This window comes from Veillonella sp. AS16, from assembly GCF_000517785.1.
GTDB lineage: Bacteria > Bacillota > Negativicutes > Veillonellales > Veillonellaceae > Veillonella > Veillonella denticariosi.
Window position 1 is genome coordinate 583,293 of the sequence record NZ_AZYX01000007.1, and the last position, 22,953, is coordinate 606,245.

The 22,953-nt window shown below is 44.4% G+C and carries 22 protein-coding genes, 1 tRNA gene and 1 other RNA gene; all 24 read right to left on the reverse strand.

The features are described from left to right. Positions 1 to 11 precede the first annotated feature (11 nt). Positions 12 to 1,418: an endolytic transglycosylase MltG gene (mltG, locus tag HMPREF1521_RS02885; RefSeq protein ID WP_038115572.1), complete on the reverse strand. Its 1,407-nt coding sequence runs from the start codon at positions 1,416 to 1,418 to the stop codon at positions 12 to 14. Between the two features lie 134 nt (positions 1,419 to 1,552). Next, the gene (locus HMPREF1521_RS02890; RefSeq protein WP_038115575.1) at positions 1,553 to 1,849 is read right to left on the reverse strand and encodes a DUF1292 domain-containing protein; all 297 of its coding nucleotides are present in this window, start codon (positions 1,847 to 1,849) and stop codon (positions 1,553 to 1,555) included. A gap of 22 nt (positions 1,850 to 1,871) precedes the next feature. Then, positions 1,872 to 2,291, reverse strand: coding sequence for a Holliday junction resolvase RuvX (ruvX, locus tag HMPREF1521_RS02895; RefSeq protein ID WP_038115577.1), 420 nt, complete (start codon positions 2,289 to 2,291; stop codon positions 1,872 to 1,874). After that, entirely contained in the window at positions 2,291 to 2,551 is a 261-nt protein-coding gene (locus HMPREF1521_RS02900) for an IreB family regulatory phosphoprotein (RefSeq protein WP_038115579.1), read from the reverse strand. The genes ruvX and HMPREF1521_RS02900 overlap by 1 nt, the downstream gene beginning before the upstream one ends. Before the next feature lie 169 nt (positions 2,552 to 2,720). Continuing rightward, entirely contained in the window at positions 2,721 to 5,336 is a 2,616-nt protein-coding gene (alaS, locus tag HMPREF1521_RS02905) for an alanine--tRNA ligase (RefSeq protein WP_038115582.1), read from the reverse strand. 179 nt (positions 5,337 to 5,515) lie between these two features. Further along, the gene (locus HMPREF1521_RS02910; protein WP_038115585.1) at positions 5,516 to 6,328 is read right to left on the reverse strand and encodes an NlpC/P60 family protein; all 813 of its coding nucleotides are present in this window, start codon (positions 6,326 to 6,328) and stop codon (positions 5,516 to 5,518) included. Between the two features lie 83 nt (positions 6,329 to 6,411). Beyond that, positions 6,412 to 7,422, reverse strand: coding sequence for a glycosyltransferase family 2 protein (locus HMPREF1521_RS02915; protein ID WP_038115588.1), 1,011 nt, complete (start codon positions 7,420 to 7,422; stop codon positions 6,412 to 6,414). A 277-nt stretch (positions 7,423 to 7,699) separates the two neighbouring features. Continuing rightward, a complete protein-coding gene (locus HMPREF1521_RS02920) occupies positions 7,700 to 8,077 on the reverse strand; it encodes a hydrogenase expression/formation C-terminal domain-containing protein (RefSeq protein WP_038115591.1) in 378 nt (125 codons plus the stop codon). A 32-nt stretch (positions 8,078 to 8,109) separates the two neighbouring features. After that, positions 8,110 to 8,685 (reverse strand): HyaD/HybD family hydrogenase maturation endopeptidase, encoded by a 576-nt coding sequence (locus HMPREF1521_RS02925; RefSeq protein ID WP_038115594.1) that lies wholly within the window; start codon positions 8,683 to 8,685, stop codon positions 8,110 to 8,112. After that, positions 8,678 to 9,484 (reverse strand): Ni/Fe-hydrogenase, b-type cytochrome subunit, encoded by an 807-nt coding sequence (cybH, locus tag HMPREF1521_RS02930; RefSeq protein ID WP_038115596.1) that lies wholly within the window; start codon positions 9,482 to 9,484, stop codon positions 8,678 to 8,680. Before cybH ends, HMPREF1521_RS02925 begins: the two co-directional genes overlap by 8 nt. An 11-nt stretch (positions 9,485 to 9,495) precedes the next feature. Then, the gene (locus HMPREF1521_RS02935) at positions 9,496 to 11,397 is read right to left on the reverse strand and encodes a nickel-dependent hydrogenase large subunit (RefSeq protein WP_038115597.1); all 1,902 of its coding nucleotides are present in this window, start codon (positions 11,395 to 11,397) and stop codon (positions 9,496 to 9,498) included. Continuing rightward, complete coding sequence (locus tag HMPREF1521_RS02940) at positions 11,397 to 12,536, reverse strand: hydrogenase small subunit (protein WP_038115599.1); 1,140 nt, start codon at positions 12,534 to 12,536, stop codon at positions 11,397 to 11,399. Before HMPREF1521_RS02940 ends, HMPREF1521_RS02935 begins: the two co-directional genes overlap by 1 nt. A 215-nt stretch (positions 12,537 to 12,751) precedes the next feature. Next, positions 12,752 to 13,084: a co-chaperone YbbN gene (locus HMPREF1521_RS02945; RefSeq protein WP_038115601.1), complete on the reverse strand. Its 333-nt coding sequence runs from the start codon at positions 13,082 to 13,084 to the stop codon at positions 12,752 to 12,754. A 55-nt stretch (positions 13,085 to 13,139) separates the two neighbouring features. After that, positions 13,140 to 13,490: RNase P RNA component class A (rnpB, locus tag HMPREF1521_RS08815), an RNA gene on the reverse strand. Positions 13,491 to 13,572: 82 nt separating this feature from the next. After that, a complete protein-coding gene (locus HMPREF1521_RS02950; protein ID WP_038115603.1) occupies positions 13,573 to 14,676 on the reverse strand; it encodes a Nif3-like dinuclear metal center hexameric protein in 1,104 nt (367 codons plus the stop codon). Between the two features lie 152 nt (positions 14,677 to 14,828). Then, positions 14,829 to 15,551, reverse strand: coding sequence for a class I SAM-dependent methyltransferase (locus HMPREF1521_RS02955; RefSeq protein ID WP_038115606.1), 723 nt, complete (start codon positions 15,549 to 15,551; stop codon positions 14,829 to 14,831). A 254-nt stretch (positions 15,552 to 15,805) separates the two neighbouring features. Continuing rightward, positions 15,806 to 15,880: transfer RNA gene (locus tag HMPREF1521_RS02960), tRNA-Ile, on the reverse strand. Between the two features lie 62 nt (positions 15,881 to 15,942). Further along, positions 15,943 to 16,506, reverse strand: coding sequence for a GTP cyclohydrolase I (gene folE, locus HMPREF1521_RS02965; protein WP_038115608.1), 564 nt, complete (start codon positions 16,504 to 16,506; stop codon positions 15,943 to 15,945). Position 16,507: 1 nt separating this feature from the next. Continuing rightward, a complete protein-coding gene (locus HMPREF1521_RS02970) occupies positions 16,508 to 17,215 on the reverse strand; it encodes a radical SAM protein (protein ID WP_232203169.1) in 708 nt (235 codons plus the stop codon). Next, the gene (locus HMPREF1521_RS02975; protein ID WP_038115612.1) at positions 17,202 to 17,540 is read right to left on the reverse strand and encodes a 6-carboxytetrahydropterin synthase; all 339 of its coding nucleotides are present in this window, start codon (positions 17,538 to 17,540) and stop codon (positions 17,202 to 17,204) included. The genes HMPREF1521_RS02970 and HMPREF1521_RS02975 overlap by 14 nt, the downstream gene beginning before the upstream one ends. A gap of 107 nt (positions 17,541 to 17,647) precedes the next feature. Continuing rightward, positions 17,648 to 18,823, reverse strand: a complete 1,176-nt coding sequence (gene rpoD / locus HMPREF1521_RS02980) for an RNA polymerase sigma factor RpoD (protein WP_038115614.1) — start codon at positions 18,821 to 18,823, stop codon at positions 17,648 to 17,650. Between the two features lie 26 nt (positions 18,824 to 18,849). Further along, positions 18,850 to 20,622 carry a DNA primase gene (dnaG, locus tag HMPREF1521_RS02985; protein ID WP_038115615.1) on the reverse strand — a complete coding sequence of 591 codons (1,773 nt, stop codon included), beginning with the start codon at positions 20,620 to 20,622 and terminating at the stop codon, positions 18,850 to 18,852. 168 nt (positions 20,623 to 20,790) lie between these two features. Beyond that, entirely contained in the window at positions 20,791 to 22,335 is a 1,545-nt protein-coding gene (gene rny / locus HMPREF1521_RS02990) for a ribonuclease Y (protein WP_255325709.1), read from the reverse strand. Positions 22,336 to 22,506: 171 nt separating this feature from the next. After that, positions 22,507 to 22,950 (reverse strand): regulatory protein RecX, encoded by a 444-nt coding sequence (locus tag HMPREF1521_RS02995; protein ID WP_038115618.1) that lies wholly within the window; start codon positions 22,948 to 22,950, stop codon positions 22,507 to 22,509. Between the last annotated feature and the right edge of the window lie 3 nt (positions 22,951 to 22,953).

Below are 22,953 nucleotides of genomic sequence, written 5' to 3' on the forward strand. Positions count from 1 at the left end.
ATTCTCCTACATTATCGATAATTGTATTGATTGGAACTTGTCCCGCCGGACGGATTCACGGGTTGCGGTCGCTGTACCTGAATAGGCGGCACATTCGACTGCGATGAATTCGGAATCACGTTCTGCATCGATTCCGGTGGCGTTGTAACAGGAATCGTCGTCGGTACATAGTTACTGCCGGAGTCGGCATTCGGTGTTGCCGCCGGTGCACTCTGTGCAGCTTCCGGTGCCGTCGTGACAGGAATCGTTGTCGGCGTATACTTAGTAGTCGGTTCTACATCAACATATTGAGAATCCGCTTCCACCGCTTCCGCCGAACTGTAATTATAATTAGGCTCAGTAGTAGCCGCAGCCACGTCATAGTTAGGCCCTGCCGCCTGCGCCGCGGATTCATTACCGGACGGCGTGGAATCACTGCCGTAGATCTTATGAACCGCCGCTAAATGTTCCTCATAGGTTTTAGAGAAGTGATTATGGCCTTCTTTATCCGCCACGAAGTACAAATAATCCGTATTTTCGGAATGAAGTACCGCATCAAGGGATTTTTTACCGGGATTTGCAATCGGTCCCGGCGGTAAGCCTTTGCTCACATATGTATTATAAGGGCTCTGTAATTGAGTATCCCCTAATGTTACATGTTCCTTCGCATAACCGAGTACATAGGAAATCGTCGCATCGGACTGCAATGGAATACCATGGGCCAACCGTTTTTTAAATACACCTGCAATAGTCGGACGATCCGCATCAAACAGAGATTCACGTTCAACAATAGACGCCAATGTCACAAAGTCGTGAATACTCATATGTTGAGCCTGGATCTGCTTTTTTACGGCCGGAGTCAGATAGCGATTCATTTCATCCGCCATCATTTGAATCACGTCACGCGGCGTCGCATCTACAGGGATCTCATATGTGCTTGGAAATAAAAACCCCTCTACCGGATATGTTTCAGGCTTTGTCCCCTTCATATACGGATAAGGTACAAAGGTCTTCGCTTCCTCTAAAAAGTCCTTCGACTTCATGATCTTATTCTTCTCGAGCTCAATCGCGATATCGCCTACCGTGTAACCTTCCGGAATAGTCAGACAAATTGATTTTACATGACCCTCCTGCAACAGGGAAATGAGTTCTTTCACAGACACCTTATTCGGAATCTGATAATGCCCCGTTTGAAGCTTATCACCGGTACCGCTCAACAACAGCCACAGCTTAAAGCCCTGAGTGGAGCGGATGAGGCCTTTTTCATAAAGCATGTCCGCAATTTCAGATCCTGTTTGATTCTTATCGATGACCACCACTTGAGATCCATCATCCTGGGCAAATGTATTCGGCATATAGTACAATGCACTGAGGCCGCCTACGATAACCAAGATTCCTACGATAATAATAATACAAATATATTTTAAGGGTTTTCTCACGATATTGAGTTCCTTTCTATCAAATAAGCGTCAATTGTCACTCTATTATACCATAAACTCTATATTTCCCCTATGAAGTTCAGGACATAAAAATAGCGCATCACCCAATGGCAATACGCTACATTTACAATGGATTACTCGTCGTCATCCATATCCTCATACAATTTTACCAGAGCTTCGAAATGTTCATCATCTTCATCCAAAGGCACATATTCCTCTACGCCTTCTTCATTTGTTTCGATACGGGCCAAGATCATATATGTATCATCTTGACCTTCATGGTCAGCCTCTTCCTCCTGCACATGTACAAGAACGGCGTATTCTTGGCCTTCATGATTCAAAACAACGTCTTCCGTGAAGTACTGTTTCTTACCGTTTTCGTCTTCGAATTCCAAGTAATACACTTCGCCTTCAAAATTTTGGTCAACCATTGGAAACCCTCCTTTTAAATACTTATTTATTAAACTGCAAGCGATCTAAATATCCTTGCAAAATTACAACCGCTGCCATCTTGTCGATCACAGATTTGCGTTTTTTACGACTTACATCAGCTGCGATGAGTTGGCGCTCCGCCATGACGGTGGATAACCTCTCATCCCAATAAGTAACAGGTAAATCGATGACTTCTTTCATCTTGGCGACGAATTCCTCCGTCTTTACAGCCCTATCCCCTTTGGTGCCGTTCATATTTTTCGGCATTCCCACGACCAGCTCATGCACCTCGTATTCGGTGATGAGTTCCTGCAGTCTGTGAAAGTCCTTTTCAAGGGATGTTCTGCGAATGGTTTCTATGCCTTGCGCCGTCATGAGCAATGCATCACTGCAGGCGATGCCGATAGTTCGGCTGCCTACGTCCAATGACATAATCCTCATTACAGTTTCTTAGCCTTTGCGTATTCTTTTAATAATTCTTCAATCAAATCATCCCGCTCTAAACGGCGAATGTCGGATCGTGCATTATTATAACTTGTGATATACGCAGGATCACCGGAGATAAGATATCCCAGAATTTGATTGATCGGATTATACCCTTTTTCTTGAATCGATTGATAAACGCGAGTAAGTACCTCTTCAGCTGTTACCGGTTCATCTTCAACTTTACGGAATAACATAGTTTCATCGGAAACCTTCATGCATATCCCTCCTTTTCAGTACATCAGGCGAGGCCCGTCCTTGTGAAAGACGAGACTCAGCCTCGTATGCTAACCGTCCGACTCGGGCAGTTAATCTTAGCTTAGGTTACGTATATAACTGCATAGTATTAAATAGTATATATCAATAATAATTATACAATTATATATATTATTGTAACATAGATGACAAAGCATCTCCACCTGCTTTAAGTGCATCCGGTAATTTATCCGGTTCCTTGCCGCCCGCTTGCGCCATGTCAGGACGACCGCCACCATTACCGCCCGTTACCTGAGCGGCAGCTTTTACGATATTACCTGCATGAGCACCTTTACTTACGATATCTTTAGATACCTTACATGCAAAGCTTACCTTATCATCACCTATAACGGAACCTAGGAGAACCACACCGGATCCGCCGAGTACATCGAGGGCCTGATCCGCATAATCTCGAAGTTCATCCATCGTATTAACCCTAACGGATGCGAAGATGGCGTCGACACCGTTAATACTCACCTTAGCGGATACGATATCAGCAGCACCGCTGGCGGTGATTTCCTTGCGGATTTCATTGAGCTCGTGTTCAACCGCTTTCGCTTCGGCCAATACCTGATGCAAACATTCCTCTACCTGCGCAGGTTTCGTCTTAAGCTCTCCTGCCAGACGCTCAATAGTCAAGCGATCCTGTTGTGCCGCCTCAATAGCTGCGCGCCCCGTAATCGCTTCGATACGACGCACACCGGATCCGATACCGGATTCGGATGTCAAACGGAACGAACCGATGAATGCCGTATTGCCCACGTGAGAGCCGCCGCACAATTCAACGGAGAATCCTGGTACCTCTACCACGCGTACAACATCGCCGTATTTATCGCCGAAAAGTGCCATCGCTCCTTTTGCTTTCGCTTCATCCATAGACATTTCAGCGATAGCAAGATCCGTTGCTTTGAGTATCTCTTCATTTACGAGAGCCTCTATTTTTTCAAGTTCCTCCTGTGTTACAGGGGAGAAATGCGTAAAATCGAAACGCAAATAATCCGGCGTTACCAAAGAGCCCGCCTGATTCACATGTTCGCCTAACACTTGTTTCAAGGCCGCATGCAATAAATGTGTTGCCGTATGATTGCGAGCCATCGCGGCACGGCGGTCCGTATCCACTTCAAGCGTCACATCATCACCTTCGGAAATAGAACCTTCCACAACGGTACCGATATGATAAACCGTACCTTCAGGCAAACGTTTCGTATTATGAACCTCCACCTTGCCCATCGGTCCGACGATAAAGCCCGTATCACCTAATTGTCCGCCCCCTTCAGCGTGGAACGGAGTCGTACCAACGATAATGGTGATTTCATCACCGTCAGCGGCCGTTTGCAAGCGTTCGGAACCTTTACCGATCATAAGAACGGAAGATACCGTTACAGCTTCATCTTCAAGAAGTTCTTCATCCTTAAGGAATGTAATATCAGGTGTTGCCACCTTTGCATCTTCTTTAACACGGGCTTCACGGGCGCGTTCACGTTGCTCCTTCATCGCCGCATCGAAACCGTCACGATCGATTGTAAAGCCACGCTCAGACGCAATTTCCTCTGTTAATTCCCAAGGAAATCCGTATGTATCATACAATTTAAATACTTCTACGCCCGGTACGACAGTCGCTTTCCCGGCAGCCAATGTATCGATTAAGGAGTTCAATAATTCAAGGCCTTGTTCCAACGTCTGATTGAATCGTTCTTCTTCGTTTTGAACGACCCGTTTTACGAAGTCTTTTTTCTCAGCGATGGACTTGATTCCCGGTCCTAGAATATCTACGACTACGTCGATAAGAGGTGTTAAGAAAACACCGTCAATACCGAGTAAGCGACCATGGCGCACGGCACGGCGCAAGATACGGCGCAATACGTAACCGCGCCCCTCATTAGACGGCAATACACCGTCGGAAATCAATGCCGTTACGGCGCGAGCATGGTCCGCAATAACCTTCAAGGATACATCGGTGCTTTCATTATCGTTATACGAAACGCCTGCACGTTTTGCCGTCGCCTCGATAATCGGGAAAATCAAATCTGTTTCAAAGTTCGTTTTACAATGTTGCAATACGGATGCCAATCGTTCAAGACCGGCGCCGGTATCGATATTTTTATGTTCCAACGGCTCATAGGAACCGTCCGGCATCTTATTGAATTGAGTGAACACGAGATTCCAAATTTCAAGATACCGGTCGCAGTCGCAGCCGGGTGCGCAATTTGGATCGTCACAGCCGTGTTCAGGGCCCTGATCAAAGAAAATTTCACTGTCCGGACCGCATGGACCTTCACCGATTTCCCAGAAGTTATCCTCCAAACGGGAGATATGGCTTTCTTCTACACCGCAATCGTTATGCCAGGTATCATAAGCCTCCTGATCATCCGGATATACAGTGACATAGAGTCTATTTTTATCGAGTTTGATGACTTCCGTCAAAAATTCCCATGCCCAATGAATGGCTTCCTTCTTGAAGTAGTCGCCGAAGGAGAAATTGCCGAGCATTTCAAAGAATGTATGATGACGCGCGGTGCGACCCACGTTTTCAAGGTCCCCTGTACGCATACATTTCTGACTTGTTGTAATACGATGACAAGGAGGTACCAGTTTACCGGTGAAGAAAGGCTTTAACGGCGCCATCCCCGCCCCGATCAATAATAGGGATGGATCGTTTTCCGGTATAAGAGAAAAACTATCTAACTTTAAATGCCCTTTACTTTCAAAAAACTGCAAGTACGCTTGACGCAGCTCATTACCCTTCATGTGTATATTCCTCCTAAAATTATTTACTCCTAATTATACCGTAAATAATATAGAAAATCTATCAAAAACCATGATAAGCCCGCATAATTCGTGGACTTTCACCATATAAAAAAAGAGGTTATACGGATCAACAAGTACATAATTGATTCGTATAGCCTCTTTTGAGCTAGTATAGAGTTTTAGCGTACGACGCGTTTCGCACCGATATAGCGTTCGCCCCAGTAGCCGGAATCCAAGCTTGCTACAGCAACACCGCTGCTGGATGTAGCACTGATGAATTGACCGTCGCCGATATAAATACCGGAGTGAGATGGGCCCGGTTCATAGGTTTCAAAGAATACCAAGTCCCCTGCCTTCAAATTAGCACGAGATACTTCAACACCCACGTTATATTGCTCATCCGCTAAACGAGGCAAGGAAATACCCTGTTGCGCGAATACGTATTTAACATAACCGGAGCAGTCAAAGCCGCTTGGTGTAGTACCGCCAAATACATACGGTACGCCGCGGTATTTGTTGGCTTCCGCCAAAATAGCATGAATACTGCTAGGTGTTTCGCTTTTTGTAATGTTGTTTAATCTGACATGCTTCCCGTTAATCGATTGACCGGCAATACGACGGGATGTGGCATTACTGTTTGTGAAAGCAGACTTCGTCGCCACTGCTTTTGTTGCCGCATTATGCGTTAGCGCCGCCTTAGTAGAACGAGGGGCCCCCATTAAGGCATTATACGTTGCAGGACCTACAATACCGTCTACAGGAAGTCCGCGATCTTGTTGGAACAAGCGAACCGCCCATTTTGTTTCCTTACCGTATACACCGTTTTTATCTGTTGCATTATAGCCGTGTTTAATCAGTTGCTGTTGAACCGCTGTAACACTTTTGCCTTTATCACCATATTGCAATGTTGTTGCGCCAACTATGGCAGTACTGGCACACACAAAAGTTAATGTTAATGCCGTTATTTTCGCCTTACTATATTTTGACTTCATATGCTTCCTTTCCAAAAAAACTTAAAGTAAGTTACTTATTCAAAATATACTAACCGTCTATTTATTTGCATTCACAAATACAGCTAGTCTTCCTTGCTTTGGTCGGTATAAGTCTCCGACGCGATAAACACATCGGCACTGCTAGGTCCCATCACAGGTACCTCTTCATGGCCCTCGAAGTTTATTGCGGACTTAACCCAATACAAAGGTCGTTGCTTCACCTCTTCAAAAATACGACCTACATACTCGCCTATAATACCTAATCCGACGAGTTGAATTCCACCAATAAATAAAATGGATACGCCTATTGTCGTCCAGCCGTTAAGAGCTTGTCCCGTAAGGTACACATAAAGGAGATGCAGGATAAGTAAAAAACTCAATCCCCCGCAGAGTACACCTACATAGAGAGCCGCTCGCAACGGAACTCTGGAAAATGCTGTAACCCCATCTAGAGCAAAGCGAATCATCTTGCGTACGCTGAATTTGGAAACCCCTGCATATCTCGGAGGTGCCACGAAATGTAATTCCGCCTGTCGATATCCTAAGGCCCCGACAATGCCGCGCAAGAAACGTCCATGTTCCCGAAAGCGTTTCAAGGTGCCCAATGCTTTGCTATTCATGAGGCGAAAATCGGATCCGCCCTCCACGATAGGAACATCGGCCATCTTATTCATTAGCTTGTAATAATACTTTGACGTGAAAGATTTAGCCCAGCTGGCGTCCTCTGTCGAGTCCCGTATGGTGCGCACCACATCATACCCGGATTCCCATAACCGAACGAGTTCGGGAATCAAAGCAGGCGGATGCTGCATGTCACCATCCATTGTAATAACTGCATCACCATGAGCGTAATCAAGACCGCAGGTCAATGCCGTCTGATGCCCGAAGTTGCGAGCCAGCAATAACACTTTAACATGTTTATCATCGCTAGCAATTTCACGCAGTATGATAGCCGACGAATCATTAGATCCATCATCTACATAGATTAATTCATAATCATATGTAAGACCTGACATAACATCAGTTACAGCTTTATAAAAAGTAGCTATATTATCCTCTTCGTTATATACAGGCACTACAATAGAAAGTAACATAAATCCTCCAAAGTACTTTACTCACCTATTTTATGTGAAATAGTAAATTAAGGCAAATGTCAAAGGTTAACAATAAGGCCAATTATCCGAATAAACCCAGTAAATACAAGGGTTATTCACTTATAACCAAATTTCATCTTCATCTTTTTTATATATTAGTAATCCGAATAAATAAAAAATCTATTTATTTTTAATTATGAAATCGTTTATATAAAACCGATGAAGAAAACACAAAAATGAACCTACAATGACCGCTATTGCAACAGGATTTCGCCGCTTATAATCCGGCCGCGTCAATCCAAGTCTGTAAATCTTCTTCCGCCGTTTCCATATCTTCATCATAAGCTCCGGCCACTACTGGGTATCTGGAAACCTCTACGGTATGCAGAATAGAATCATCGCGACCGTTTTTATAGATACCGATCCAGATGCCGGAAAATTGGGATTCATACCACTCCACCGGTTGATCCGTTTCATTAAAGGAAATTGTAATATGACCACGTCCCAACGTTTCCAGTACTTCCACCTGTTCCTCCTCGGTAAGTCCTGTTTTTTCTATATAAACAGAATAGGTCTCACCTGTTTCACGCAGTTGCTTTAACGCAGCGCGCAACTCATTTAAAACGGCACGTACATTATTGTAATTTTCAATCATATAATCTCCTATTACAAATACATCTTCATGAATTATTTCGGTTCTGCAGTTACCCCCCAACGAGCCAGAACCTGTAAAACCCTCTTCTTTACCTCCGGCAAGGCGCGCTGTACAACTTCACTCGGTTCAAAGCCGATTTCGAGAGACTCGGGCTCGACGCCGATTACGACAGCATCCTCCAAGGGCTGCTCCTGAATCGCTCGAATGCGAAGAATATCCTGCATTCCGACTTCATGAACCGAAATATGTTCCGTAAAGTATTGCTCCAATTCCTTATGAGGGAACTCGTAAACAGTACCGGGCGCTTCACCACCATTAATGGCATCGACAAGGAGTATTTTTTTCATGCCCCGCATATACGTCAACAGCTCCATCCCCATCGTACCGCCATCGATGATGCTTACAGCAGGTGTAAAGGAATATGCATGTTGTAACTCTTTCACAACATGCACACCGAGGCCTTCATCGGTCAGCAGAATATTACCGACCCCGAGGAGGACGATTTCATTATTACCGTCATCGTAAAGGCTGTTTAAATCAATACGCGGACCCTCCGAGTCCGCGTATTCTTTCAAGCCTCTGATATATTCAGTACTTGTATCAGTCATCTTGTAATTCTCTTTCTCTAGGATCGTTAGGATCGCTAGGGCGATATGTCGTAAAGGACGGTTTATCGATTCTTTCACCACGGCGACGTTTACCGTTCAAATCTTCAATATCAATCGGATCATGAGCGTAATATTTCATACCCGATACCATAGCGGACACTTCGCCGGATTCCTCCATCACATCTTCACGGAACGCCATATACACGTGAATAATAGTAAAGAACAAGAAACACCATGCTATGTAATGATGGATGATATGAACCTTATATTCACCGCCAAACAGCGTGATAACCGGAGCCAGTGCACCGCCTAAGATACTGTTAGGATTAATCATGCTGTACATGGCAAATCCCGTCAGGATTTCAAAGAAAAACAAAATATACACCGCTAAATATGCCGTACGGGCCAATGAGTTTCTTAGCCAATGATGTTCGTGCTTCTGAGGAATCATCAAATAGTGCAATGTTGTTTCCCGCAAGCCGTACCAGTATCGTTTCTGTCTGAACTTCGGCAACAATCTGTCTCCACGATTCCAAATCGCACCGGCAAATCGGAATATGAAGGAAAATGTCAGAATAACTCCGGCAATGAAATGGATGCGACGCATCGTTTCCATTGAAAACCAACCGTCGATAGCGAAGGTCGGCTCCGGATTACCTGTAATCGCCGCAAAGCCCGGATCACCTATATAAAGACCGGTCCAGAACAATGCGGTTACACTGAGCACCATAGTCCAGTGGAATATGCGCAGCCATAAACTGAATACGACATACGCTTTTTTGTCAGTATGTATTAACATAATGCCACCCCTTATTTACACAATGCATCGGTATTAACGGAAACAATTTTCTCACCTTTTTTATTGTATAAATGAGTAGCACATGCTAAACATGGGTCGAAGGAGTGAATTACCTTCAGAATTTCCAACGGTTTATCCGCAATTTTTACCTTCGTGTCTATCATGGCGTCTTCGTATGCACCATGTTCATTAGCCGCCGTCTTAGGGCATGCATTCCATGTGGACGGCACGATACATTGATAATTCGCGGAGCGACCGTCCTTGATGTGAATCCAGTGACCCAAGCCGCCACGCGGTGCATCTACAAGACCAACGCCCTTCGCATCCGGTGCCCATGTATTAGGATCGAATTTAGTCATATCCGCTACGGCGGTATCACCGTTCTTGATATTTGCAACGAGCTTATTAAAGAAATATTGGCTCATATTTGCCGCTACTTGCGCATCGAGGCCACGACATGCTGTACGACCTACCATGGTCGTCATCCATACATGTGCAGGTACGCCCAATACCTGAGATACGGTATCTATTTGACGGACTATCATGGATTCCGCCCAGGTCGGATCCTTGATGATACCTTGTTTTACCTTTGTATATACGACGATATATTTAGCTAATGGGCCCACCTCTGCCGTCTTACCTTTGAAAGTAGGCGATTTGATCCAGGAATATTTTTTATCTTCGTCGAGAAATTCCCATTTTTCTTTCGTCCCCGATTTAGGACCTGTAAACTTAGGATCCGTGACACCGTCAATAGGATGAAGAGAGCTTTCACCATTCGGATACGTAAACCAGGAATGATCCACCTCTTCACTGAGATATTGAGGATCCATGAAATCCTGACCTTCCAAGTTGATAAAAGTCGCTTTATCGACACCGAGGCCGAAGTTTTCCACCACACCATTGGAGCGGACGATACATTTTTTATGATAATCGCCGTCAGAAATGCCGCTATAGGATTCATCAGGATAGTCACCATAAGACATAACGCGTTTTTTAGCAAGACCGCCACCGTCAATCATACCTTTTTCCACGTAAATTTTGCCGATGGCCAACAGATCAGGCACATAGAAATTATCCACCAAATCCTTCGTCAAGGAGATGGATTGTTCCACCGCCGCAAGGCGTTGTGTGTTAATAGGGGCATTCATATCGTTCATGGAAATGGCGCACGGCATACCGCCTACGATGTAATGCGGATGCGGATTCTTACCGCCGAATACAACATGAGGAATAACGATATCCCGTTGACGATCCAAAATATTCAAATAATGAGCTATCCCCATTAAATGTACTTCAGGAGGCAATAAGTTATAGTCCGGATGGTCCCACCATTGAGCGGAGAAAATACCTAACTGCCCGGATTCAACGATTTTTTTAATCTTTTGTTGCACCGCTGTATAGTAAGCGGTAGTCGCTTTAGGGAATTCCTTAGGATATGCGGAATCCTTTGACGCCGTTTCAGCCGGAGCAAGTCCTCCTATATTATACGTAGCCAACACATCATTCTGTAATTGAGCCGTTTTGGCCGGATCCGCATTGAGCGCCGCTACAGGGCTGACCCAATCCAGAGCATGCAAATGATAAAAATGCACGATATGGTCATGCACATCTAAGCAGCTGTGCATGATATTACGGATATAGTTCGCATTTTTAGGAATGGAAATGCCCACCGCATCCTCTACGGCCCGCAAGGCAGCCAGTGCATGCGTACTTGTGCATACACCGCAAATACGTTGTACGAAAGCCCAAAGATCACGAGGGTCGCGATCTTTAGCAACAAGTTCGATACCACGCCAAGCCGTCCCCGAGGATAATGCGTCCTCTACCTTACCGCTACCTTCATCTACCTTTATCTCCACCCGCAAATGACCTTCAATACGGGAAATCGGATCTACTACTACGCGTTTCATTAGTGACTTCCTCCATTATTGTGCTTTTCTTCATCCCACTTGCCGCTTTCTTTCAAGCGTTTTTCCTCTTGGATATCATTGTACTTATTACGGGCAAGGGTTGCCGCACCGTGTACAATAACCGCAGCGGTAGCACCGACAGCGGCTACCGTGCCGATTGTATCGGCCGTTGTAATGGTGTTCGCCAACGGAATATCCGGCAGGCGTTTATAGAATACATCATTATCCCAGAAACCCTTTTCAGAACAGCCGATACAGCCATGACCGGATTGAATCGGATAGGACAGACCGTTCCACCAGCGCAAATTACCACAGGAGTTGTATGTCTGCGGTCCACGGCAGCCTACCTTATATAGGCACCAGCCAGCTTTAGATGCATCATCGTCAAACTTTTCCACAAAGAGACCGGAGTCAAAAAAAGCACGACGATAGCATGTATCATGGATACGATTACCGTAGAATTGTTTAGGACGCCCCTGGGAATCAAGCGGCGGAATTTGTCCGAACAATGCATAATGCATAACTACACCTGTCATAACCTCAGGAATCGGAGGGCACCCCGGCACCTTGATAATCGGTTTTCCCGATACGACGGAAGACACGGATACCGTATTTGTCGGATTCGGTTTAGCCGCTTGAATGCCGCCCCAGGATGCACAGGATCCGTATTCGATAATCGCCGCAGCCCCTTTAGCACATTCCAATAAAGACTGTTTAAATGTACGACCACCTACGGTACAGTAGACGCCGTCTTCATCAAGAGGGACACCGCCTTCGACAGCTAAAATGTATTTACCGGCCTTCTCCGTAATCAGTTTCTCCAAATGCTCCTCTAAAGGTGCCCCGGATGCGGCCGCTAATGTATCATCATATTCGAGAGAAATCATATTCAAGATAACATCCGATGCAAACGGTGACGACGAACGGATGAAAGCTTCACTACAACCTGTACATTCATGCCCATGCAACCAGATTACCGTAGGTAATTCTGTCGTTTCAGCCGCTTTTACAACGGTGTCCAGCATCGTTGGCGGCAATCCTAAAATAGCAGTGAGCGCTACACAGGATTTCATAAATGTACGTCGACTCAAGCGTCGCTCCTGGAAGAGTGTCCATAAACTGTTTACACGATTCTTCACGGAATATAGCCTCCTTACAACAACTTTGCGCAATGTATATATTACTTAATAAACTACAACTATTCTTGCATTTATATTGCTATTATAACATCTCCTCACTATTTTAAACAGTAAAAAGCCTCATAGCATAAAGAAAGAACTGTATACAAGAGTAATGATATATCCTGCATACAGTTCCGTATCATCTGGTTTTACAAAAACCTTCAGTTATTAAATTATTTGATTGCTTCTCTGATGAGCTCTTCAAGGATGTCAGCTTTCTTATAGCCCACAAGAGAATCGAGCATTTTACCGTCCCTGAAAAATACCAAGGATGGGATACCGTCGATATCTTCTTTCAGCAAAATGCCCCGAAGATTTTTATCCTCCGCATCAACGGTGAAAAACTGCACTTCACCTTTTAATTTTTCGGCTACCGTCTCCACCTCGGGACGCATAACGATACAAGGTTCACACCAACCTGCCCAGAAATCAACAATAGTCAAACCTTTGGATCCAAGTACTTTTTCATCAAATTCTTGTACACTAGTAATCGCTGTAATTGCCATGAAGTTCTCCTAACAAAGTCTTAAATCATATATACAATAATTCGTTTTCTGATAATGAAGCAAGCAATCAATAAGCCGAGTTCTGTTCCGCTTGCGCGGTGACGATTATCTTTCTAGGCGCACAGTCGCCTGTACGCTCGAGCGACACAACCCGAAAGGTAGGCGGGACCACCCTTAACCCTTTTCTATTCGGTCTTGCTCCGGATGGGGTTTACCGAGCCAGCCTGTTACCAGACTGCTGGTGAGCTCTTACCTCACCTTTCCACCCTTACCACTGATGTGGCGGTTTCCGTTTCTATGGCACTTTCCCTAAGGTCACCCTCGCCAGACGTTATCTGGCATCCTGCCCTATGGAGCTCGGACTTTCCTCGAATCCAATGGACTCGCAACCGTCTTTCATACTTGCTTCACTTCAGTTTATCATAGTAGTACTATATCACGCAAGAACAAGGGGCCTGTGAAAGTCTCAAAGAAGATATGTTCTCACATTATAAAAAGAAAAAGTCCTGTTGTTCTCCATAAGCGTAAACAGGAACCTCCAATGAAGCGGCCTCTAAATACTCACGTAAGCCGTAAGCCACGATGGATTCCGTACCGAAATGACCTGCGTCTACAACAAGGATTCCCAATTCTTTCGCCAGTTGTGCATCATGATACTTTACATCGCCCGTCACGTAGGCATCGACCTTATGTCGAGCCGCATCCTTGATAAACTCGGCCCCGGCACCGGAACAAAGTGCAACGGTCTGAATTTTCTCCGGCACTACACCGCAAAAGCGAATATTTGCATCAGGTAAAGCTTCCTGCACCCATTCGCGGAATGTATCCATCTTTAATGCGTTCGGCAATCTGCCGATACGACCTAAATGCTGAGTCGGTCCGTTCGGTTCAACCAGAGATACAACTTCATAAGCCACCTCTTCATAAGGATGCGCCTCTTTCATCGCCGACAAAACAGCATTGAAATTCGTAGCATCCGCAATTGCATTGATTTGTACCTCCGGCACAACAGTCATCGTCCCCGCTTCGCCGATAACGGGATGAGACTGATCATTTCCTCTGAATCGTCCTTCTCCGTTCACGCTGAAACTGCAATAATCATAATTTCCGATGCGACCGGCACCGGCCGCTCCCATAGCGATACGTACCGCATCAGCTGCATCTTCGGGTACGAAGGTGGATACCTTATACAGTACCTCTTCTCCGGTTTTAATGAACCCTTGTACATCTATGAGTCCTAACCGTTCCGCCAGCATATCATTCAATCCGCCCCGTGCGATATCAAGATTTGTGTGAGCGCTATATACTGCGATTTGATTGGTAATCAACATTTCAATCATCCGTCCCAGCGCCGTATCCGAAGACACCTGTTTGAGACCTTTAAAGATTAACGGATGGTGACTGACGATAAGATTGCAATTATGTTCTACCGCATACTCGATCGCCTCCGTCGTCACGTCCAATGTCGTAAGAATACCTTTAACAACCGTCTTCCGATTGCCTACCATAAGGCCTACATTATCCCATGACTCCGCACAAGACCGAGGTGCCAGCCGTTCCATCACATCTATAACATGTTGAACAGTCGTCATTATAATCACACCTTTCTCTGGATTTACTAATTATATTTAATTTTAACAAAATACTATATGATGTTAATGAATACAGTTTTAAAACCATAAATGGACACCTGTACATTTTTTGAGTTGTACATTTTTTGAGCTGTACAGAAATTCCAAACTGTTTACAACAATGTCCTTAAGTATGTGATTTCCCCGGCGAGTTCTTTATATTTATCCGTATGACTCAACGCATCCGTCATTCCGTTCAACGCACATTGTCGTTGATATATCAGATATTCTATATAAGTATTCCATAGCGGTGGCCGCTCTTGTTCAAGCAGCGCTCCGATAGACCACAGCAGGGAATCCTCTGAAAGCTCCGCATATATATCTGGATACTCGGCTATACCTGTATAGGACTCGATACAATCATCGCGAACAGCTAGAAACGCCGTATATAATTTGCCTTTATCCTCTACGATGACTTCAAGAACAATTCTATATCCTTTTTGCACCATATATTGGCGCAATTCTTTTTGACCGTTTTGCGGCTGCAGCACATAAAACTCCAACGGTTCCGGCCCCGCATCCACGATATCCCGGATCAGAAAGCCTCCCATACCGCAACAGATGGCCCCCGTCAATTCTCCCCGTTTCGTTACTTTCAAACCATCGCCCAGACGACAATCAATACGTCCTTGCAGATTACACGACTCTACATAAGCCTTGGCCGAAGCAAGAGGCCCCTTATTAACATCTCCGGCAATGACAAAATCCGCCCGATTACGATTAATCAGCTCCACCGCCAAATAACCGTGATCGGTTCCGATATCAGCTATAGCCCGTGCCTTCGGAACGATAGAAAACACCGCTTCCAAACGGTCCATCATTGGTCTAGGTTCCATATATTTTCCTTATTATCAATAAATAACAACTCTACCGGTTCAAGTCTATAAAACTTGTATTTTAAATGCACCGTATGATTCAAATACGTCGCACGATTTTAAATATGTCGCGTTATTTTACATCGCATTTTAAATATATCGCTTTATTTACATCGCGCTATTTTAAAATCATCGTATATATATCAACTATATAAATTATGTTCATATATAAAAATAACCGCCCCTGAAGTCTCAAGGACGGTACATGTCATAAGTGGTGGGCCCACCTGGGATCGAACCAGGGACCGACCGGTTATGAGCCGGTTGCTCTACCCCTGAGCTATAGGCCCACAGTTAATTTCTAGCTTACTAATTATACCGAATCCCATAAGTATCCGTCAAGCGGACTTAATCAGGACTCTTTCATCAGCATAAAGCGTTGAATCATACCGTCCTCATTAAATACGCCCTTCGTAGCCAATGTCGTCGTTTTACTGTCCGTCGATTTAATACCGCGGGCACTCATACAACTATGCGATGACGTAATATGAACGATAACGTCCCCGGAGCCCGTCGCCATAGAGATGACCTCGGCGATATCCTCACCGATTTTTTCCTGCAACTGTAATCGTTTACAGCACATTTCCGCAATACGCGGTACCTTAGACAAACCGATAACGCGGCCTTTCGGAATATATCCTATGCTGATGCTCATATCATACATAAGCGCCATATGGTGTTCACAGTGAGAGAAACACGTAATATTCTTAACAACCACCATCTGCTCCGTATCTACGGGAAAGGTTTTTCCATACATTTCGGCAATTTCCGCATTGGTATACCGAATGCCTTCATATACCTCCGCCATCATCTGAGCAACGCGTTTCGGCGTTTCTACCAGCCCCGCACGATCGGGATCTTCTCCCAATGCTTTCAAGAGCTGATACACTAATGATTCGATTTTTTCCGTATCCATATTACACCCCCTTCGCATCAGGATCCCAGATGAACTTATGAATTTGCAGCTGAAATTTCACATTCTGCAAATTATGTGCTTTCATATACTCAATGATAGTGGCCGCCTCAATCCGTCCCCAAACGGGCGACACATAAATGTGTGCCTTTGTCGTCTGCGTTTCGAGAATATGGCGCATACACTCCAAATCCTCAACGGTGCCGACCACAAATTTGATGAGATCCCGCTCGGTAGCCCCCTTGAACATATCGCGATTCATAGACTCCTCCGCCAAAGACGACGGCGTCTTGTAATCATAGGTGAACCATACATTATCCCGTTGAAAGCTCGGTACGATAGTACCGTTCGTCTCGATATTGAAATCATATGGCATCGTATCATGTGAAGAAGTTTCATCCTCACGCTCTGATACACAATATTCGGAAGATTCACTGCGACGTGTCAGCTCATCAATGAGCGCAATAACTTCTCGTTCCTGCAGTAAAGGCTCGCCACCGGTAATGGTGATGCGATGATTACCTAAACTTTCAATGGTATCGGCTACCTCTTGAACGGACATCTGTTTATACACACTGTCCGGTCCATAGCTATACGTTGTATCGCAATAGGAGCAGCGAATATTACATTCATACAACCGCAGAAACGTCGTTAAGAAACCTTGACGACTGCCTTCGCCGTCGATAGAGGAAAAGATTTCAATCACGTTCATAAATCGCAACATTTCCTTCCGATTCCTGTACCTCTACCTTGAAACATTTCGGTCCCAATTCATCGGCAATCCACTTCGCCATATTTTCCGCAGTGGGGTTGATATCACCCAGCACATCATTAATATGATGATGGTCCAGACGTCCGTGAATCTTTTCCTTTATAATCGTAAAGTCTATGACCATACCGTTATGATCGAGCTCTTCTGAACGGGCATATACGGTAATAATCCAGTTATGTCCATGCAACTGCTGACACTTGCTGGGATAATCGAGTTTTAACTGATGAGATGCGCTCACCTCTAAACGCTTGCAAACTGTAAACATCGAAACTCCTTTAGTCTACACATATAAATCACATTCATTATAACACGAAAAATAGAGTCCCTCTCAAACAACTCCACAAAAGGCTTGAGAGAGACTCTATTTTGTTCTTATAAGAAGTCTTTAATCTTATCGCGTTTTCCGCGGTTTCGTAACTTCGTTAATGCCTTGCCTTCAATCTGACGAATGCGTTCTCTCGTAACATTGAAATGTTGTCCCACTTCTTCAAGAGTCCGAGGTTTACCATCCTTCAACCCGAAACGCAGAATCAACACCTGCTGTTCCCGATCCGTTAAGCATGTGAATACGTCTTCTATCTGCTCCTGCAACAAAATGTAGCTTGCCGCATCATCCGGAGCAATCGCATCCTGATCCTCGATGAAGTCCCCTAAATGGGAGTCTTCCTCTTCACCGATCGGCGTTTCCAACGATACCGGTTCCTGTGCGATCTTCTGAATTTCACGCACGCGCTCTACGGTAATGCCCATGCCTTCCGCAATTTCCTCAGGCAACGGCTCACGGCCCTTATCCTGGAGTAACTGTCTGGAAATACGAATCAATTTATTGATGGTTTCCACCATATGCACCGGAATACGAATAGTGCGAGCCTGATCCGCAATGGCACGCGTAATGGCTTGACGAATCCACCATGTAGCATAGGTGGAGAACTTATACCCCTTCGTATAATCAAATTTATCCACCGCTTTAATAAGACCGAGATTACCTTCCTGAATCAAATCCAGGAACAACATGCCTCGACCCACATAACGTTTCGCGATACTCACAACGAGACGCAAGTTCGCATCAACCAACTTCTTCTTAGCCTTTTTACTGAGTTGAATTTCCTTATAGGTGGCATCTTCCTCGGCACCGGCTTCAATCTGCTTCGCCAACACGATTTCTTCGTCGGCCGATAACAATGGAACACGCCCGATTTCCTTGAGGTACATACGCACCGGATCATCGATATTTACACCGGAATCCACGCTGAGATCGATGGAAATATGTTTTTCACTCGCACCGTTTTCCTCATCATCCTCACCATCATCCGGCTCAATCGGATTATCATCTTCATGATCATCGTCCGCATCCACATCGGATACGATATCAATATTAAGCTTACCCAGAGTAGTATAAATGTCATCTAATTGTTCTGCAGTGAGATCCGATTGCTCGTGAAGAGCATCTGAAATCTCTGATTGCGTCAACACACCGGTCTTCCGGCCTTTTTCAAGAAGTTGTTCCACAATCTCCTCAATTTGACTTTTTTGTACTTTCTTAGCCACAGCGCTCTCCTTTATAATTTATTGACTTACTTGGACCATTCTCTGATCAAATTCTGTATATCCTGACACTTATGTAATTCGCTAATAAACGTCGAATCTCCTGCCCGTTTTAATTGATCCGCCATAATTGAATGCGTTTTATACTGTTCACGCAACGAATGAAGCCTAATCTTACGGATTAATCCGGGCACTTGCACCTTATCGTCATCATCACACATCACTAACAATCTTGAATATATATCATACTCCTGCGCCGTCAAAACACTTTGAATGCTCGATTCATCTAAACGATGCTCTTTCATAAATAAGGTGTAAATCTTTTCTATTATAACTCGATATTCATTTTTTTGAAAGTCTTCCAGAGGCAGATAGTTCATCACCTCTTGCAAGACGTCTCCATCCGTAAAAGCTAATGACAGTAACCGCTCTTCATCGCCTTTCACCAATTCCTTGTTAGGCAATGGTACAGAGGCCATATCGACAAGTTCAATCTGTCCCTTTTTTACGTAATCTCTAAAGTATCTGAAGATACTGCTGTTATCAAGCCACAACGGCAAAGCCAACGCCTTGAGCGCATCATCGCGCTGCGTCTGACTGTGGATATTCGCGATATACGGAAATACGTCCGCCAATACCGCCTGCTTGCCTTCCGTATCATTCGTATCATGCTTGATTAGCGATTCACTTAAAAGATAGTCGAGAGGCTTTACCGCCTGAGCAATAAGCTCTTTAAAGGCTTTCGCCCCGTGATTCCGCACATAATCGTCCGGATCTTTCCCATCCGGCATGGCGAGAACACGTACCTTAAAATCCGTATTCTGCAATAATTCAATCGCCCGTGTCGCCGCCTGACGCCCGGCCCCGTCCATATCATAGGCGAGGACGATTTCATCGGCCTGACGCATCAGGATATATCCGTGATCCTTGGTATATGCGGTACCTAAAGAGGCCACCACATTCGTCACCCCCTGATTATGAGCGGAAATAACATCCATATACCCTTCTACAAGAATAGCCTGCTTTTCCTGACGGATCGATTTATAGGCTTTATCAAAAGCGAACAGGATTTTTCCCTTCTCAAAGATTGGGGATTCGGGAGAGTTTAAATACTTCGGAGTGCTGTCATCCATAACACGACCCCCGAAGGCGACTACACGACCTTTTCCGTCCATAATCGGAAACATGACTCTATTTCTGAAGAAGTCGTAAAACTGACCCTTTTGATTCTTCCGAACCAAATTCAACTCCAGCAGAATCGAATCCTCTATACCTCGCTCATGAAAAGCATGATACAGTTTATCCCAGCCGTCAGGTGCAAAGCCGAGCTTAAATTTTTCTATCGTTTCCTTTGTAAGGCCTCTCTTTTTTAGATAATCAAGCCCGGGCTTTCCCATGGAGGTCTGGGTCAAACAATTATGAAAAAACGTGGCCGCTAAATCACAAGCTTCATATAGTTTTTTACGCCTTTCATCACGGGCCCGCTGTTCCGGCGACAATTTTGCCTCCGGCAAGGGAATATTCGCTCGATTCGCTAATCGCTCCAATGCCTCCACAAAGGTGAGATGATCAAGCTCCATGAGGAATTTAATGGCATTGCCCGATGCGTGGCAGCCGAAACAATAATAAAACCCCTTATCCGGAGCTACACTAAAGGAAGGCGTCTTTTCATTATGAAAAGGGCAGCAACCCCAATAGTTCTTACCCCGTTTCTTTAAGGCCACATGTTCGGATATGACCGATACAATGTCATTGGCATCTTTTATCTGCTCAATTAATTCATTTTCAAAATACCGACTCATAACCGAACCTCCTTTAGACCCATATATAATATATTCTATATAAAGAGGAAAATTCCTCTTTTCTTTCCATATTAATTGTAACAATTATTTATTATCGACAATATCCATAAGGATAATAATAGGCTGCAATGCGAGCATTGCAGCCTATCTATAACGCCGAAGCGCCTATTATTTTGCGTAATCCACAACGCGAGTTTCACGAATAACCACAACCTTAATTTGGCCGGGATATTCAAGTTCAGACTCGATGCGTTTTACAATATTCCGAACAAGTAATGTTGAATCGGCTTCATCAATCTTATCCGGCTTTACTACAACGCGAATCTCTCGACCGGCTTGAATAGCAAAACATTTTTCAACGCCTTCGAAGGATTCTGCGATTTCTTCCAATTTAGATAAACGTTTCAAATAGTTTTCTAATGTTTCTCTGCGTGCTCCAGGACGAGCTGCGGAGATTGCATCTGCAGCGGCTACTAATACAGCCTCTACAGTTTGGAACTCTTCATCACCATGATGAGCCCCGATACAGTTAATAACTGCTGCACTTTCACGATATTTACGTGCCACATCGACACCGATTTGAACATGAGAACCTTCAAGCTCCCGGTCCAAAGCTTTACCAATATCATGGATTAAGCCACCTCGTTTAGCCAGTGTCACGTCACAGCCCAGTTCAGCTGCCATCAACCCTGCCAAATGAGAGACCTCAATAGAATGTTTCAATACATTTTGACCGTAGCTGGTACGGTATTTCAATCGACCCAAAATCTTGACGATTTCAGGATGTAAGCCATGAACATCAGCCTCAAAAGTTGCCTGTTCGCCGGCTTCTTTAATAGTTTGGTCCACCTCTTTACGAGCCTTACCAACCATTTCTTCAATGCGAGCCGGATGAATACGACCATCGACAATCAATTTTTCCAATGCTATACGAGCCACTTCGCGACGAATAGGATCGAAACCGGATAAAATAACTGCTTCCGGAGTATCGTCGATAATCAAATCAATACCGGTTAATGTTTCAAGAGCGCGAATATTACGACCTTCACGACCGATAATACGTCCCTTCATTTCATCATTCGGCAATGCCACTACGGATACGGTAGTTTCCGCTACATGGTCAGCAGCACAACGTTGGATTGCGGAGGAGATAATTTCTTTCGCCTTTTTCTCCGCTTCATCCTTAGCTTGCTGTTCCATTTCCTTAACCATAATAGCCGTTTCATGACGAATTTCCTGTTCCACGTTAGTTAACAAGATATTCTTTGCCTCTTCAAAGGTCATGCCGGAAATGCGTTCCAGTTCCGCCATCTGTTTCTCATATAGAGCTTCGACCTTTTCACGACTGTGGGCTAAGTCAGCTTCTTTGCGATGTAAAGCTTCCTCTTTGTGTTCAATGTTGTCTAATTTTTTATCCAAAGATTCTTCTTTTTGAAGAATACGACGTTCCATACGCTGTAATTCGGAACGACGGTCTTTATTTTCTCGTTCCACATCGGAACGGAGCTTATGAATTTCTTCCTTCGCTTCTAATAAAGCTTCCTTCTTTTTAGACTCTGCTGTACGCACACCGTTTGCAATGATGCGTTCAGCCTCTTGTTCAGCTTGATTCAGTTTTCCTTCAGCAATATTTTTACGTAAAAAATAGCCTACCCCTAGTCCAATCAGTACCATCACCACTGCAATCAGACTATACTCTAAAATCAGACTCACCTCCTAAATTCTCAATACTTGAGCTTTCATGCTCCTTTTATGCCGTTTATGCATTAAATTGTCTATAAACCTTACCATAAATAATACAAATAAGGCTATATTAATTTTAGACTTGAATGCCCATTCTGTCAAGGTTTAACAGGCTTGAGCGGACGTCTGTAAAAGCCTTTTTCAGTCATAAAAATCATCACATATAATACGAATCGTATGTGTCGCAAAACCTCTGTATTTGAGAAAATTAAAAACTTTTACCCGAGGTGTGACATCCTCTTTTAAAACAGAACCGAATTTTTTCTCCACTACGCGATAGGCCGCCTTTACCTCATCATAAGATGCTATATCCTGCGGTATATCAAGCCCACGAAGTTTCATCTTCTGCTTAATCATATAAACACCGTATTTTTCTTCTTTCATCAAATACGTCAACACCTGTTCCGACAAGCGTTCATCGTTAATATAATCATAATTTCGCAGACGCTCTAACACACATTCGATGACATCATCCGAGATTTGTTTGCGCCGCATTTTTTGAGTCAGTTCATAAGAACTCAAAAATCGCTGTGCCAAAAATCGATAAGCCTGATCCATGGCGGCCTGTAATGTTTCATCACTCATAGC

Coding starts and splice junctions, on each gene's coding strand:
- HMPREF1521_RS02890 (WP_038115575.1), bottom strand. CDS start 1,849: ATGGTTGACCAAAATTTTGAAGGCGAAGTGTATTACTTGGAATTCGAA.
- ruvX (WP_038115577.1), bottom strand. CDS start 2,291: ATGAGGATTATGTCATTGGACGTAGGCAGCCGAACTATCGGCATCGCC.
- HMPREF1521_RS02900 (WP_038115579.1), bottom strand. CDS start 2,551: ATGAAGGTTTCCGATGAAACTATGTTATTCCGTAAAGTTGAAGATGAA.
- alaS (WP_038115582.1), bottom strand. CDS start 5,336: ATGAAGGGTAATGAGCTGCGTCAAGCGTACTTGCAGTTTTTTGAAAGT.
- HMPREF1521_RS02910 (WP_038115585.1), bottom strand. CDS start 6,328: ATGAAGTCAAAATATAGTAAGGCGAAAATAACGGCATTAACATTAACT.
- HMPREF1521_RS02915 (WP_038115588.1), bottom strand. CDS start 7,422: ATGTTACTTTCTATTGTAGTGCCTGTATATAACGAAGAGGATAATATA.
- HMPREF1521_RS02920 (WP_038115591.1), bottom strand. CDS start 8,077: ATGATTGAAAATTACAATAATGTACGTGCCGTTTTAAATGAGTTGCGC.
- HMPREF1521_RS02925 (WP_038115594.1), bottom strand. CDS start 8,685: ATGACTGATACAAGTACTGAATATATCAGAGGCTTGAAAGAATACGCG.
- cybH (WP_038115596.1), bottom strand. CDS start 9,484: ATGTTAATACATACTGACAAAAAAGCGTATGTCGTATTCAGTTTATGG.
- HMPREF1521_RS02935 (WP_038115597.1), bottom strand. CDS start 11,397: ATGAAACGCGTAGTAGTAGATCCGATTTCCCGTATTGAAGGTCATTTG.
- HMPREF1521_RS02945 (WP_038115601.1), bottom strand. CDS start 13,084: ATGGCAATTACAGCGATTACTAGTGTACAAGAATTTGATGAAAAAGTA.
- HMPREF1521_RS02950 (WP_038115603.1), bottom strand. CDS start 14,676: ATGACGACTGTTCAACATGTTATAGATGTGATGGAACGGCTGGCACCT.
- HMPREF1521_RS02955 (WP_038115606.1), bottom strand. CDS start 15,551: ATGGAACCTAGACCAATGATGGACCGTTTGGAAGCGGTGTTTTCTATC.
- folE (WP_038115608.1), bottom strand. CDS start 16,506: ATGGATACGGAAAAAATCGAATCATTAGTGTATCAGCTCTTGAAAGCA.
- HMPREF1521_RS02970 (WP_232203169.1), bottom strand. CDS start 17,215: ATGAACGTGATTGAAATCTTTTCCTCTATCGACGGCGAAGGCAGTCGT.
- HMPREF1521_RS02975 (WP_038115612.1), bottom strand. CDS start 17,540: ATGTTTACAGTTTGCAAGCGTTTAGAGGTGAGCGCATCTCATCAGTTA.
- dnaG (WP_038115615.1), bottom strand. CDS start 20,622: ATGAGTCGGTATTTTGAAAATGAATTAATTGAGCAGATAAAAGATGCC.
- HMPREF1521_RS02995 (WP_038115618.1), bottom strand. CDS start 22,950: ATGAGTGATGAAACATTACAGGCCGCCATGGATCAGGCTTATCGATTT.